The 15,592-nt window shown below is 59.0% G+C and carries 6 protein-coding genes; 3 read left to right on the top strand and 3 right to left on the bottom strand.

The window, feature by feature from the left end:
* Positions 1 to 65: 65 nt before the first annotated feature.
* The 3 genes from QZR30_RS22040 to trhO are packed head-to-tail and all read right to left on the bottom strand — an operon-like array spanning position 66 to position 3,441.
* Positions 66 to 1,868: an ABC transporter ATP-binding protein gene (locus tag QZR30_RS22040; protein ID WP_059397731.1), complete on the bottom strand. Its 1,803-nt coding sequence runs from the start codon at positions 1,866 to 1,868 to the stop codon at positions 66 to 68.
* Positions 1,861 to 2,496: a DsbA family protein gene (locus QZR30_RS22035; RefSeq protein WP_046071892.1), complete on the bottom strand. Its 636-nt coding sequence runs from the start codon at positions 2,494 to 2,496 to the stop codon at positions 1,861 to 1,863. The genes QZR30_RS22040 and QZR30_RS22035 overlap by 8 nt, the downstream gene beginning before the upstream one ends.
* A gap of 3 nt (positions 2,497 to 2,499) precedes the next feature.
* A complete protein-coding gene (gene trhO / locus QZR30_RS22030) occupies positions 2,500 to 3,441 on the bottom strand; it encodes an oxygen-dependent tRNA uridine(34) hydroxylase TrhO (RefSeq protein WP_043047608.1) in 942 nt (313 codons plus the stop codon).
* A 236-nt stretch (positions 3,442 to 3,677) separates the two neighbouring features.
* Here trhO and QZR30_RS22025 point away from each other — a divergent pair, with 236 nt between their 5' ends.
* Genes QZR30_RS22025 through QZR30_RS22015 form a run of 3 tightly spaced genes read left to right on the top strand, consistent with a single transcriptional unit; the run spans position 3,678 to position 15,553 of the window.
* Positions 3,678 to 6,116, top strand: coding sequence for a Tc toxin subunit A (locus QZR30_RS22025; protein WP_311904161.1), 2,439 nt, complete (start codon positions 3,678 to 3,680; stop codon positions 6,114 to 6,116).
* A gap of 36 nt (positions 6,117 to 6,152) precedes the next feature.
* Positions 6,153 to 11,030 carry a neuraminidase-like domain-containing protein gene (locus tag QZR30_RS22020; protein WP_311904159.1) on the top strand — a complete coding sequence of 1,626 codons (4,878 nt, stop codon included), beginning with the start codon at positions 6,153 to 6,155 and terminating at the stop codon, positions 11,028 to 11,030.
* Complete coding sequence (locus QZR30_RS22015) at positions 11,027 to 15,553, top strand: SpvB/TcaC N-terminal domain-containing protein (RefSeq protein ID WP_311904157.1); 4,527 nt, start codon at positions 11,027 to 11,029, stop codon at positions 15,551 to 15,553. Before QZR30_RS22020 ends, QZR30_RS22015 begins: the two co-directional genes overlap by 4 nt.
* Positions 15,554 to 15,592: the final 39 nt, after the last annotated feature.

The raw sequence follows: 15,592 nt of genomic DNA, 5'->3' as shown, positions 1-15,592 counted from the left end.
CCTTGCACATGCACAGCTCAATACGCACGCGAAAATCCGCTTCCGATAGCACAGCCTAAGCTAAATCAACGCACTTGTTGCAGATGTCCGTACAGTTTTGCATACAATCCGCCATCGGCGATCAGTTGTTGATGATCGCCATCCTCGGCGATATGCCCGCCATCGAATACCAGCACCCGGTCAGCCTGCTTCACTGCAGACAGCCTGTGGGCGATGATCAGTGTAGTACGCCCACTGAGAAACCGCGCCAGTGCCTGGTGCAGGTTATATTCGGTAGCCGCATCCAGCGCCGAAGTGGCTTCGTCCAGAATCACCACCTTAGGCTCGGCAAGCACCATGCGGGCGATGGCCAGGCGTTGCCGTTGCCCACCAGAAAAGCGCACGCCAGAGCGCCCTACCACGCTGTCCAGGCCCAGCGGCAGTGCCTTGACAGTAGCCTCCAACTGGGCGATTTCCAGTGCCTGCCAGCAGGCTTGGTCGGAACGCGTGCGGCCCATGGTCAGGTTGGCGCGTACGGTGTCATTGAACAGCGCCGGGTGTTGCAGCACCACCGCGACGTTCTCGCGAATGGTTTCCAGGCCGATCTCCTGCTGGGTCGCACCGCCAAAACGAATACTGCCCGCCTGCGGGGTGTAAAGCCCCAGCAACAGTTGCACCAGGGTACTTTTACCGCCGCCGCTGGCGCCGACAATCGCAACCTTCTCACCCGGTGCGATGGCCAGGTTCAATTGGTCAAGCACCAGGTCTTCGCCGTAGCCGAAGTCGAGGCCACGCACCTCGATGCCGACGGTTTGGCGCCCACTGAACGGATCTGCGCCGCCTGCGTATTGCGGTTCATCGGCACGCGCCAACAGCTCGTTGATCCGCGTCAGCGCACCACCGGCCGCGTAGTAGGCGTATTGCAGGTTCAGCAGTTGTTCCACCGGGCCGATCATGAACCACAGGTAGCTGAACACGGCGAGCATCTGGCCGATGGACAGGTCGGAAAACAGCACGGTCAGCATGGCCGCAGCACGAAAAATGTCGATACCGAACTGGAACAGCAAACCACTGGCGCGGCTGGACGCGTCGGTTTTCCATTGGGAATGAATGGCGTAGTCGCGCACTTCCTGGGCACGCTGGCCAAGGCGCCCAAGGAAAAAGCCCTGGCGATTACCGGCGCGCACTTCCTGGATGGCATCCAGGGTTTCCGTGAGCGCCTGGGTAAAACGCGAAGTACTGTCGTTCTCGAGCTTCTTGAGGTGCTTGACGCGTTTGCCCAACTGCACTGTGGCGTAGATCACCAGCGGGTTGAACAACAGGATCAGCAGCGCCAGTTGCCAATGCATCCACACCAGGATCGCCGAGGTGCCGACCAGTGTCAGCATCGCTACCAGAAAACGGCTGAGGGTTTCACCGACGAACTTGTCCAGGGTATCCAGGTCGGTCACCAGGTGCGTGGTGACCGTTCCGCTGCCCAGGCTTTCGTACTCGCCCAGGGAGATGCGCTTGAGGCGCTCGATCAGGCGCACGCGGATGCGATAGACGATGTCCTTGGCCAAGCGCGCAAACAGGCGCGCCTGCACCACGTTGAACACCAGCGCGCCACAACGCAGGGCCAGGGTCACCAAGAGCATCAGGCCGATATAGCCGGCGGCTTTCTGCCAACCCAGGGGCAATGCGTGGTTCATCACCTTGAGCGCAGCGTCGCCATGGCCGAGCAGCACTTCGTCCACCAGCAATGGCAACAGCAGCGGGATGGGCACGCTGCACAGGGTCGCCAGTACAGCGACACCGTTGGCGACCCACAGGGATCTCTTGTGGCGCAGGGCCAGGCGGCGGATTTCCGCCCAGGTCAGGCGGTCGGTGCGTTGGGGTTGTTCATACACAGGCGGCTCGCTCCAACCAGCGGGCGAGCAAAGGCGACAGTTCGGACAGCGATTGGTAGCCGTTGGTCAGCAAGGCCAGTTGGCCATCGCGCTCGGCCAGCAAGGTAGGGAAGCCAGCGATGCCCAAATCCTGCACCCAGGTAAAATCGGCCGCCGTCGCCGCATGCTGCTCGGCGCGGTCGAAAGCGCCGGCAAACTCGATGCGTGGTATGCCCGCCTGCTCCGCCAGTTCCACCAGCACACTGGCAAGGGTCACATCGCGGCCCCCGACATAAAATGCACGCTGGATCAGGCCCAGCAACGTCCATGCGCAATCCGGCGCCAGGCTGCGCGCCGTGACGATGGCGCGGCAGGCCGGCTCGGTGTCGTAGACAAAACCATCAGGCAGCGCGCCCTCGAGCTTGAACGGTTGGCCGGTGGCCTCGGTGACGGCCTGCCAGTGCTCCAGGATATAGCGCCGGGTGGTCGGCTCCAACGCCGCGCCGCTGCCGGTGCGCAGGCCGCCCACCACCAGGTGCACGTCCACGCCGGCCGCCTGGGCCTGCTCAACCAGCGCCTGCGCTACCGGAGCAAAGCCCCAGCACCAGGAACACATCGGGTCCATTACATAGAGCAGGCGCGCGGACATGGCTCAAGCCTCGGAAGGGGTTTGCTTATAGTTGAAGCCAATCGGGTGCGGCATATTGCGGGCCTTGGCCAGTTCGATCTGTTTCTGGCGGTCGATCGCGCTGCGACGGGTCTTCTCCGGCAGCTTATCCCAGCAATGGGGACAACTGATGCCGGCCACATAATGTTCGGATGCGCGGTCTTCGATGCTCACCGGCGTGCGACAGGCATGACATTGATCGTAGTCGCCTTCGCTCAAGTCGTGGCGTACGGTGACACGGTTGTCGAACACAAAGCAGTCGCCCTGCCATTTAGTCTCTTCCTGAGGGACTTCTTCAAGATACTTCAGGATCCCACCCTTAAGGTGGTAGACCTCATCGAAGCCTTCGCTGAGCATATAGCTCGAGGCTTTTTCGCAACGAATGCCGCCGGTGCAGAACATGGCCACCTTCTTGTGCCTGGCCGGGTCGAAGTTGGCTTTTATATAGTCGGGAAATTCGCGAAAACTGGTAGTTTTCGGGTCGATTGCGCCCTCAAAGGTACCGATGGACACTTCGTAGTCGTTACGGGTGTCGATCAACAGCACTTCCGGGTCGCTGATCAGCGCATTCCAGTCCTTCGGATCAACATAGGTGCCGACCTTCTTATTCGGGTCGACGCCTTCAACGCCCAGGGTCACGATCTCTTTCTTGAGCTTGACCTTGGTGCGATAGAAGGGCTGGTCGTCACAGTAGGACTCTTTATGGTCGATATCGACCATGCGAGGGTCTTTTTTCAGCCAGGCCATCAGGCCATCGATGCCTTCGCGGCTGCCGGAAACGGTGCCGTTGATGCCTTCTTCGGCGATCAGCAAGGTGCCTTTGATGCCGTTGTCGACCATCGCCTGCAACAGGGGCTCGCGCAGGGCGACGTAATCTTCGAGGGTGACGAACTTATACAGTGCCGCCACGACAATTGGTTGAGTCATGGGTGTTGTCTCCAGGTGGCTACCCTCGTAAGGGGTGAACCGGATGCAGAAAAATGCAGGCCAAGCCGCGCGGCGCACATTCTAGCAAAACCACATCACCACTGCATCGACACTCAGTCACCGATATTTCCCTGGCTCACTCACGGCATTGGCTGACCTCGGCCCGTACAGCCTGCGTGATAGCGTCTTGCGTCGTCCATTGGATCCACCTTTGGGCTCACAGGAAGATCGATGACATGGAAACTTCAAACCGTTCTTTATTGGCCAGACTGGTGGAACGGCCCGCCCCTCCAGGTGTTGGGAAGGTCGACTTCACCAGCGCCATGAACCAACTAGGCTTCACCAGCGTCTTCGACATCGTCGAGCTGCCCAAGGCCGAGTTCATCCGTCAACTGGCCCGCTACAATGATGACGATGGCGCCCACGCTTACGAAAACGCGTCGTCCTACGCCACGCAATTACAATGGCTGTACGACCAACAACCAGTCAACGCCCCCCCAGCCTCCACGCGTAGCAAACGCGACCTGGGATCCAACGTACCCAGCCTGCTCAACGAGGATTGGGGGAACGTCTGTCATCCCGGTGCCATCGCCGCTATCGACTCACCGGTTGCCTACCTGCGCACACTGTTTCTTTTTGCAACTCAGCTTGAAAACAACGGGACGGGAACGCAACACAAAATCCTCCTGAGCCAGCGGCGCCCGGACCTGAAAAACTTACTGATTGACCACGACACGACCTTTGCCCAGCGCCCGCTGCTGACGCTGATCGATGACCTGTTGCGCAACCAGATCAAACACCATCACCCGCAAGAAGAGTTGCACCTGCTGCTCAGCAAGCAACACTACCCCTTGACGCTGCCTTACCACCATCATCACCTGCAATGCCGCCTGGGGCTGTCGGGAACCCAACACGCCTTGGGCGAATTGAATTATCGACTCAGCAAGCGGCTGCCGTTTGACGATGCCGGCAACGCACTGTACGGCACGGTCAAAAAGCGCAATGGTGACGCGCAATGCCTGCTAAGCGAACTGAATCCGCAGCAGCAAAAGCTGTTGACGCAACCGCCCGTCACGGAGAGCACACTATTTGAAACCTACTTTGGCAGATCCCGTGCACCAGAAAACCTTGACGACTTTTTGAAATGTACGGCGCTGGACAGTACCCAGTTGCAAGCCCTCCTGGCGCAAAACAGTTTCGCCCCCCATGCCTCCCGCTCGGCGCCTAAACAAACGTTGCTGATCTATGGTGCCCGCTATGTCAATGGCACAGACCGTCTGCCCAAGCTGGAAGTCGGCCACGCCGACGGCGGGAAAATTGCGACACTACTCAATACCAGCCCCGACCGGTTCGACCGTCTGCATCGGATGATCCGCCTGCAAAAGTGGGTCGATCTACCGTTTGCCGAACTGGATACGCTGATCGTCAACGCCATGGTGCTTGAGGGCACCGCCAACGCCGCTCTTCAGATAAGCCACACCACCCTGCGCGCACTAGGTGTCTACCGCTACCTCCGTGGGCGCTACCGGCTCAAGCCGCTGGAGTTTGCGGCGTGGCTGGATCGCCTGCCCGTACAGGCCAGCGCCAACGAGCAACCCTTATTCGATCAGGTGTTCAATCGCACACTGTTGTCCGGGCGACCACTGGCGCTGGACGACCAAGTCTTCGATTCGCATACCCGCCAGCAGCTTTGCGCCGCGTTGGCGTTGAGTGACACCCCGGATTCGCTGCAACTGCTGACAGACGTGCTCCCCACCCCTGTCCTCAGGAACCTTGTCACATACTCCCGGATCTATCGGCTGGCACGCATCGCCCAGGTTTTCGGCCTTTCTGTGCTGCACTGCAAACAGCTGGCCGACCTGCTCGGCCCGTCCACCTGGAGCAAGCTGGCCACCCCCACATTGAGCACCGAGAAAGACTTTCTCGATGTACTCATGCAGTTGGACTGGGCCGTCACCTGGCTCAGGGACAGTAACACCAGCGTAACGCAGTTGCGCCAGCGATTGCTGCTGGAACCCGCCACTGATAACCCAGCGCTCAAGCGCTGGGTCGACTTACTGCCAAAGGGACTTGAGGCGTGCATCCAACAGTTCCTGGAACACCCGGCGCCGGCCCTTTACAGCAATGAGCTTAAGCTCTACTACAACCTGCATTTCAAAAAAACGCAGACTGAGCCCAAACACCTGATCCTGCTGGCGCCGGATATCACCACGCTGTTGCCGTTGCCGGTCAACAGCGCCTCACTGCGTCAATTACTGATCAACCCCCATTGGCTTGACAGCAAAAAATCACCCACAGGACTGATCGAGCTGAGCCTGGGCACACTCTATCTTTTGCAGCGTTTCAGAGACTGCTGCGATACGTATGGCCTGGCGCAGGACAGCCTTTTGGCGTACTTCCAGAGCGCCAACAGCAACGGGCCTCAACCCCTCGATACCACGCTCAGCCAATGGTTGGGGTGGGACGAAAAAGAACTGCGGGTACTCACTGAGACCTTGCCCACAGGCACGGTCAAGTCCATGGACCAACTGGATTGGATCATGCGCTGTCGACAAGCCTGCACCATCACCCGGCTCTCCAGCCAAACGCTGCTCAACACCAGCGAACTGGATAACGCCAGCGATTTCAGTCAATGGAAGCTCGTGGGCGAAGCCATCATCGCCGCACATCAATAACGGCTTACTCTCTACCAGCAGACTCAAGGAATGACCATGTCTGAGCCCCTCGACCAGCGCCTCAATGAAGCCTGGCGTGATGCCATGCTGAGCTACTATCTGGCTCACTGCATCAGCCCCGCCCTTAAAGACTCGTTGCGCGCACCCAGCGACCTGTACGACTACTGGCTACTGGACGTACAAGTCAGCCAAGCGGTGCCAACCAGCCCGGTCGCCAGTGCGATCACCAGCCTGCAGCATTACATCAACCGGATTCACTCGGGCCTCGAACCAGGTTATGAAACCCAGGGCATGTCGTCTCACGAGACCCTGGCCTGGCAGAACTCCCTGCACACTTACCCCCTGTGGAGCGCCAGCCAGCAACTGCGCTATCACCCGCAAAACTTCCTCGACCCCACGCTGCGCGAGGACAAGAGCCAGAGCTTCGAGCAACTGGAAAACGAGCTCAACCAGCATCGAATCCAGCCCGACACCGTGCAGAACGCCGTACAAGGCTACCTGTCACGGTTCGAAGAGGTCGCCAACATTCAGACGCTCAATGGCTACATCGATGGCAATGTCAAACAGTGGGATACCAGCACCTATTACTTCGTCGGCAAATCCACCAGCGATGAGCTCTATTACTGGCGTTCGCTGGACCTGTCCAAACGCTCCACCGTCAAGCCCGAGGGACCTGCGCCCCTTGCCTGGACAGACTGGACACCCCTCAACCTGACGTTTTGCGCCGATACGCCCGCCCACAGTATCCGCCCCGTGATGTTCAATCATCGGTTGTTCATTGTTTGGGCCGAGAGCATCAAGCCCGCCCCCTACCAATCTTTCAAGGCACCGGGAAACGGCAATGGTGACCACGAGAACGATGACTACGACGAAAAACAACGCCAGGCTGAGTGGCTGAACAGCCGGTTCGTGAAGTTTCGCCTGTGTTTCTCCTATAAAAAACTGGATGGCACTTGGAGCCTTCCGCACACGGGCCTGGAAGAGCACTGCGTTATGCGCAGCATCAACGCGCTCACGTCGGCGCAACTAATCAGCATCACGCAGACCATTGCCGTGGTCGATAGCCGTTCCCCTCACACCCTGTTCCTGGGTATAACGGCCAATACGCTCAATCATGGCAGCGGCCAAATGGGCGAGTTCTTCCAAGCCATCAGTGTCGATCAGTCATTAGGGATAAAAATCGTCGCTTGTGCGGGCAGCCCTGGCCGATACAAGATCGTGCCGGGTTCAGAAGTTGCGCAGGAAACCGTGAGGTTGCTGGAAGCCTATGAGTCCACAAAAAATACGCCACTGCAGACCGCTTTGTTGGGCGGCGTCGATCAGGACAACGTATTTTCCAGCGTGGTGCTCCCCTCGTTCGCCCACCAATACTTCCGTCTGTTTTTCGATATAAACAAGGACAACTTACAATTCAAGACTCACGTAGCGCAGGGAGAGGACAAAAGCACGGTAGTCCTGGAAGCTCACACCCCCCAGATAGAGGATCAACAGAAGTGGAACTTTGAATCCAAAAGCACCGATATAGTCGCTACCGATACTGCCACCACAAATTTTGATCCCGTCACCAACGAGTTCGTCTTTACCTCGAAAATCGCTAAGCCCTTCCTGCAGACTTACAGCATCACCCTTGCCTCCCATTACGCCCAGGTGAGCATTACCCTGGTCACCAACTCTGCGTTGCATGACCCGACTTTATCCGAAGTTGAACTCATCAGCGGCTCAGTCCTGAGGATCGACTGCGCGATATTCCCCGAAGTGAAGGCTACGTATCACTCGATGTTTTTCAAAAACCCCAGGACCGGAAAAAGCTATTCCAACGCCATTTATGACAGAGGCTCCATATTGTTCAGCCTCGACAAAATAGAGACGGTAACGAGGAAAGACTTGAGAAGAGGGTATGAAGGTCAATCCTATACCGCCTTTGAATTCTCCCTGGCCGGGAAGCTTCTCAAAAAAAATGCATTCCTGCACTTATATACCCATTATCAGGATCCCTTCCTGACGATCCTCGACCGCTACAGCGGCTATAACCTGCCCGGTGACGAGACCGCCAACCAGAAACTGCACTTTGTGAACGACGTGAGGCTAGAGTCCACCCACACTTCCGCGCCCATTTTGCGTTTCTACAAGCACGTCATCATGCAGTCCAAACTCACCGACGTGCCGACTCCGCAAGCCATCAACAACAACACCGCCCAAATCCTTAACTACACGGACACCGAACACGAAAGTCTGGCGGGTGCCTCGCCCGAATTAGCAGCCGGGCACCTGGCGAGTACACGGATAACGTTACCCAATGAGCAACCCGCCTCAGCCATCACGGTGATCCATGGGGTCATCACGCTTGAGAGCCAAGAGAATAAGGTGAAGGTTCTCGGCTACGCGCTCAAGGCAGTCAAATGCTCCCTTGCCACATCCGTTGCCGTTGACAAGTCTGCGCATTCCCCGCGTATCACGCGCCAGCAGCAAAAAACCGGAGAGACAACCGAGTACATTGATTTTTCCACAAGCTTCGCCCCGGCTATCCCAGCAATCCGGCTCAATACCACCGTTGCGAGTAAATTGACCCAGACTGCCACGCTCGGCTTCGACTCATCATTTTTACGATCCCCCGAGGACTGGACGGAACCGGCGCTGGACGCAGGTGCCTCCCCCGATCCTCTGGATTTTCAGGGTGCCCACGGTAAAAGTCTGCGCGAACTGTTTATCTATTTACCCTGGACCATCGCCCATTACTTCAACCAGCAACAGCAATACGCTTACGCCGAAACCTGGTTGCACTACCTGCTTGACCCTCACCACCCGAACAAGGGGGCTCTCGGCGCGCTGCCAAGCCACCCCGTGGAGCTGAGCTACGCCTGCCAACACCCCGAGAGCCCGCATTACCGGGCGCTGAGTTTTCCGATATACCTGCGCAAAGCGTTGTACCACCTCAATGTGGATATTTTGATCAACCGGGGCGATGCGGCTTATCGCCAACTGAGCCCCGACAGCCTGGCAGAAGCCAAACTCTGGTACATCCAGGCGCAGAACCTGCTCGGCATGCGTCCGACGGTCACGCGCGCCGATACCTGGACGTCGCGTGATCTGTACGCACTGGCGACGACATCCTCCCAGGCAATACGCCGGTTGGAACATCAACCCGAATACACCTCGCTATTGTCCCAGCAGTGCAAATTCACCGGGCAACACGCCTGGTTTACAGACAGCCCCTATTTATACCGGCCGTTGAATACGCAACTGGTAGCACGCTGGGACACATTGGAGAGTCGCCTGCACGGGCTACGCCATCATCTGGATATTTCGGGCAAGCCTTTACGCCAGACACTTTTTGCGCCCCCCTTGTCACCTGCCGCGTTGCTGACGCGCAACGCACAGGGCGCTGCGAGTGGCGCCAGTGCCTATCTACCGAGCCGTCCTGAAGTGGGTCACTACCGGTTCCAGGTCATGCTGGGGCACGCCTTGAGTGCGGTCGACAGCTTGGCGCAGTTCGGCAATACGCTGCTCACGCTGATCGAGCGCAAGGAACAGGCGCACTACCTTGAGGTGCAACAGCAAAACGCCTGGCAGTTGGCCGAACTGGTGCTGACCCAGCAGACCCAGGCCCTGGCCATCGATGAAAAAAACAAAGACGCGCTGCGCCGCAGCCGAGCAATCGTCGAGGGGCGATTGGAATTCGTGACGCGTCAGTTGCGTGAAGGTGTCAGCACCGGTGAAATTTCGGCCGGCCAGCACTATCTGGAGAGCGCCGCGTGGGAGAGAAAAGTCGCGATTGCCGGGATGGGCGCCGGGGCCGCCATGCTCGCGCCCAATATCTTCGGTACGTCGTTCGGTGGCATGCGTTTTGAGGGCGCGTTCCATGCCTTCCAGGCCTTCGCCCAGGGCGAAGCCAACACCGCTCGCGCCAACGGTAATGACCTGGAGCGCACTGAACAGTTAAATCGTCGCGCTCAGGAGTGGGCCCATGCCGAGCAACAGGCCCGCCTTGAATTGGCCCAGATCGACACCCTGCTGCTGGTGCATGCCGAGCAGGAAAAAGCCACTCGCCTGCAACTACACAGCGCCCGCACCGCATTGGCCCAAGCCAAGTCCGCCTACCAAATGCTCGGCATGCGCTTTACCGGAGCACAACTCTATCAATGGCTCACTGCACAACTGAGCACCTTCTATTACGCGCTGTATGACAGCGTCCACTCCCTCTGCCTGGCCGCTGAAGCCTGCTGGCAGTATGAGACCGCCGACAGCCGACAGTTCTTTCAAGCTGGGGCCTGGCATCACACATCCCGCGGACTGTTAAGTGCCGAAAGCTTGAAACTGAACCTGGTAAAAATGAACACCGCGTACCTGCAACACACACCACGCGAGCTGGAAATCAGCAAAACCGTGTCACTGCGCCATCGCCTGATCGAGTGCCTGGTCACAACCGACAAACGCCCAGCCGAAATCACCGCTCCCGCCAAAACCTGGGCTGAGCATAAGGCGCAACTGGTAAGCAGCGGTACGATCAGTTTCGCCCTGACTCAAGCGTTGCTGGATGAGGACTACCCTGGGCACACCCTGCGCCGGATCAAGCACGTCAGCGTCTCACTACCTGCCTTGCTGGGACCTTATGAAGACATCAAGGCGACACTGACCCAGACCCGAAATGAAATCCAGATGCCCGACGGCACCACCAGGACCGACTTCAGGGCACACCAGCAAATCGCCTTGTCACGCGGGCTGGACGACGACGGCCTGTTTACCCTCAACTTCGACAACGATCCACGTTACCTGCCGTTTGAATACACCGGGGCAGTGTCGTGCTGGCGCTTGAACTTTACCAATCCGCTGCAACAAAAAGCCCTGCTTGAATCCATCACCGACATCATTGTCCATGTGCGCTATACCGCAAGGCCTGGCAGGAGCGATACATGAGCAACCCAGCGAATGAATCGCCCCTGAAGGTGCCTTCGCTGCCCAATGCCGGCACCGTCATCGAAGGGGTCGCCAAAGGCTGGGGCAACGTGAGCACCGATGGTACGGCGACCTTCGAGGTTGCGTTGCCGATTTCCACTGGCCGTGGTTATGCACCCACGCTGTCATTGACCTATCAAAGCACGGCGGGTAACAGTGCGTTCGGCTTTGGCTGGGACGTCAAGCCTGGTGCCGTCACACGGCGCACCCAGCAGGGCGTCCCCCATTACACCGCAGCCGATACGTTCCAGGGCCCGGATGCACAGCACTGGATGCCCGAGCGCACCACTGAGGGCACGCTTGTACAGACGCAGCGTGACCATTTTGACCAGGTGCCGCTGGGTCGCCGCTACCTCGTCACGCGCTACTTTCCCAGGGTCGAACGGCGTTTCGAGCGCATCGAGCATTGGCACTCAGACGGCGACGCCGCCGGGTTCTGGCTGATCCAGGCGGCTGACGGCAGCCGGCATGTGTACGGCAAAACCTACGCGGCGCGCATCGCTGATCCCGACAACCTGAGCCATGTGGCGCAATGGCTGCTAGAGGAAAGCCTGAACGCCCATGGCGAGCATATCGGCTACCAGTACCTGGCCGAGACCGCTACCGATACCGGCACTGCCCCCCATGACTGCCGAGCCCAGCGTTATCTGCATAAAGTGTGTTATGGCAACGTCAAGGCCAGGGAAAAAGAGACACTGTATCTGCTCAAAAGCGACGACCTTTCCAGTCAGGCATGGCATTTTTACTTGCTGTTCGACTATGGCCAACGCACCACCGCCAGCGACGCGCTGCCTTCCTATGAGGCCCTCACCCCGTGGCTCTCACGCGAAGATGCGTTTTCCAACTTCATCTTTGGCTTTGAATTACGAACACTGCGCCTATGCCGGCAAATCCTGATGTTTCACGTCTTTGCGGATGAGCCCGACATGGGGCCCAGCCCTATACTGGTCAGGCGCCTGAGGCTCGAACACCACACCTTTCGCAACGGGCTCAACACTCTGCTCGCGGTCTACGAGCAGGCCGTTGATGCCCAAGGAACACTCACCAGCCTGCCGCCGCAAGAATACCTGTATCAATCCTCGGGCCTGAAACTGGATACCCGGCGCTACCAGCGTTTCGTTGACGTGCCGAGTCTCAATGACGGCCAGCGCTATCAACTGGTGGATCTATACGGCGAAGGCGTGCCGGGGATCCTGTATCGCGGTGATCAAGCCTGGTATTACCGCGCACCTCAGCGAGCCGAGGCGTCCACAGGCGATCAAGTGGCATACGCTGCCCCTCAAGAACTGCCTGCTATTGCGGTGGCAGACCGTTCACGCCCGGTCTATCAGGCCTTGCTTGATATAAACGGGGACGGACGTTTGGAATGGGTGCTGGCCCGACCGGGTATGAGCGGCTTCTTCAGCCTGGCCCCTCAACGCAAAGAAGCGGGTTTCGTACGGTTCGACGCGTTCCCGGTGGAGTTCTTGCACCCCCATGCGATATTTGCCGACCTGATGGGCAGCGGGTTGGCTGATCTCACGCTCGTGGGCCCGCGTAGCGTGCGCCTGTACGCCAATCGGCAAAGCGGTTTCGGACAGGGCGTCGAGCAGGCGCACAGGGTTGACGGCGACGACTTGCCGTCCTTCACCCGTTCTTCCGCCGACTGGGTCGGCTTCAGCGACATACTTGGCAGCGGCCAGCAGCACTTGGTGCGTATCCGTCACAACGAAATCAAATGCTGGCCCAATCTGGGCCATGGGCGGTTCGCCAAGGGTAGAGTGTTGGCTGCCCTGCCCTTCAGAGAAACGACCTTCAACGCCGCCAACGTATTGCTGGCCGATCTGGATGGCTGCGGTGCCAGCGACCTGCTGTACCTGACGACCGATGAAGTACGCATTTTCACCAATAAGGGCGGCAATGGCTTTGCCACAACCCCCTTGGTATTACCGTGGCCATCCGGCGTACAGTACGACTCCCTGTGCCAGGTGAACGTGGCGGACCTGCAAGGCAATGGTTACGCCAGCCTGGTCATCAGCGTCACGCACCCGCATCCGCGCCATTGGCGCTACGATTTTTTTGATCGCAAGCCCTGTTTGCTCAGCGGCACTAACAACAACCTCGGCGCGCAAGTCGAGGTGCGCTATCGCAGCAGCGCCCAGGAGTGGCTGGACGAGAAAAAGCAATATCAAAGTGAAGACAAGCCTGCCGTTAGCCAACTGCCATTCGCGCTCAACCTGATTAACCACCAGGAATGGCGCGATGAGATCAGTCATCAGCGGCTGACTCAGCGTTTCAGCTACCGCCAGGCGTATTACGATGCCGATGAGCGCGCCTTCCAGGGTTTCGGCTTGTTGCTGCAAACCGACGAAGAAACCCGCAATAGCGAAGTTCCCGTAGCAGGTTCGCAAACCAAGCGCTGGTTTCACACCGGCCAAGCGCTGGACATGCCCCAGGACCATTACAGCCGCCATGACGCCGACGCCACCAAACTCGGCCCCACATTGCTGGCGATACACGATGCACCCGAACAGCCGCAACCGACAGACCATCACGACAGCTTGATTGCGTCGCCCACGCCACCGCAAGTGCGGGCGGCAGCCTACGCGCTCAGGGGCCTGCCGGTACGGGTGGAGGTGTTCGACCTTGACTCGGCCAAGCGCACACCCAGCTCGGTGCAGCAGTACCGCTATCTGGTCCGTCGGTTGCCCCAGGCTGGCTCAGACCCCACGCCACGCATGCTGCCGCTGACGCTGGAGTCGGTACACTATCAATACGAACAGGTGCCCGATGATCCGGTCTGCGAACACCAGGTCAACCTGCGCTGGGACGCCTATGGCAGCCTGGTCCACAACGTCACTGTGCACGGCGCGCGGCGCAAGGCAGCCCGCGATGCGCCTCCGGCACTGCTCAAGGATGAGCATCAGCAACAATGGTGGCGTGATACCCACGACCCGGCTCAGCAGGTCTTTTACCTGAGCGAAACCTTGGCGCAATGGATTCATCTATCAAACGACGACCAATGGCGATTGGGTTTGCCCTATCGTCGACGCGACAACGCCTGGACCCTGCCCAACGGCCAGCCACCTGCCGGGTTGAACACGACGGCGATCAACTACGAGACGTTGATCAACCGGCTGTCAGGACCGCTGGGGCCGCGAGCACCACGCGAGCTGAGCGGCTTGTCGATCCAGTACTATCGTGAACCGGGCGGCAAGGGGCTGACCCTGGCCCCTGGAACTGCAACCTTCCAGGGGCTGGCTGATTATCAAGAAACCGCGGAGCTGGCCCCTGACGCGCTGCAGGCGCTGGAGAACATTCCCGACATGCCGGGCCAACCCGCCGAAGACCTTCCGAGCCGACTGCGCCGAATCGGCTATCGCCCCATGGCGGTGTTTTTCCATGCCAATGATCAGGAACGCCAAGCGCCTTCCCTCTGGTCGATCCGCCGTCAGTTTCCACGCTACTTCAACGCCAAGCACTTCTATCGCTTACGCACCTGGCGCCTGACGCTGGCCGAGAACGAAACCACGCTGACCTATGACGCTTACGGGCTTCAGGTCATCCAGGTGAAACAACCCGACGGCTGCATCACCCGCGTCCAGCACGACTACCGTCTGCTGCAGCCGATCAGTATCACCGATCCCAACGGCACGACCGAGCAAGCCCTCTACGATGGGTTCGGTCGTTTGATCGCGACCAGCATTCAAGGGCAAGAATCGGGAAAGTCCATCGGTTTCGGGCAATTGTCAGCGTATCGCAGGCCGCTAGACACACCTATTGAACTCGCAATTCAAACACCCGCAACCCTCCTGCGCGAAGCGGCCAAAGCCTGGCTCTACGACGCGTTCAGTTGGATGGGCTCGATCGCCACCGCAGACAGGCAGGCGGACTGGGTCACTCAGCGCTACCTCTTGCCCGACGGGCACATACGCGCCACCGCCAGGTTGCGCTTGAAAAAAAAGGCCAGCACGTTGAGCGCGAGTGAGAAAGCCTTGGCTGACCTGATCCAAAAGATCAGGCGCGAACCCGCACGAAGCCTGATGTTGGCCGCTGATCGCTATACCGACGATCAGGAACAGCTCATCCACATGACCCTGGTCGCCCAGGACGGCTTTGGCCGCATCTTGCAAAGTAAACAGAAAGCCGAGCCGGGGCCGGCCTATGCCGTGGACGACAAGGGTGACCTGAGGGTCGAAAACGGCGCCCTCCAGACGGTTCAGGCTGACCCACGCTGGTGCGTCAACGAGCACACCGAATACAGCCCCAGGGGGCTGATTATTCGGGTGTATCGCACCTATTACGCCGACCACCATAGGCACATCGACGGTAACCCCCTGCTGCACAGCGACACACAGTTTCATGACGCCCTGGGGCGGCCCGTCCGTACTCTCACGGCCCGAGGGGGAATGCGACAAACCACCTACTGGGCCTGGTACACCGTCAGCGAGGATGAAAACGATACCTGGGAGCCGCCTCCGGCAGGGCAAACCTCTAAACCTTAAGCATGTAACCACCGTGGCCGATGCCGCTGAGTCACCGCC

The sequence above is a fragment of the Pseudomonas sp. rhizo25 genome (assembly GCF_031931935.1).
GTDB classification, from domain to species: Bacteria; Pseudomonadota; Gammaproteobacteria; order Pseudomonadales; family Pseudomonadaceae; genus Aquipseudomonas; species Aquipseudomonas synxantha.
Note: the sequence above shows the minus strand (reverse complement) of the source record. Positions and strands in the feature narration are given on the sequence as shown.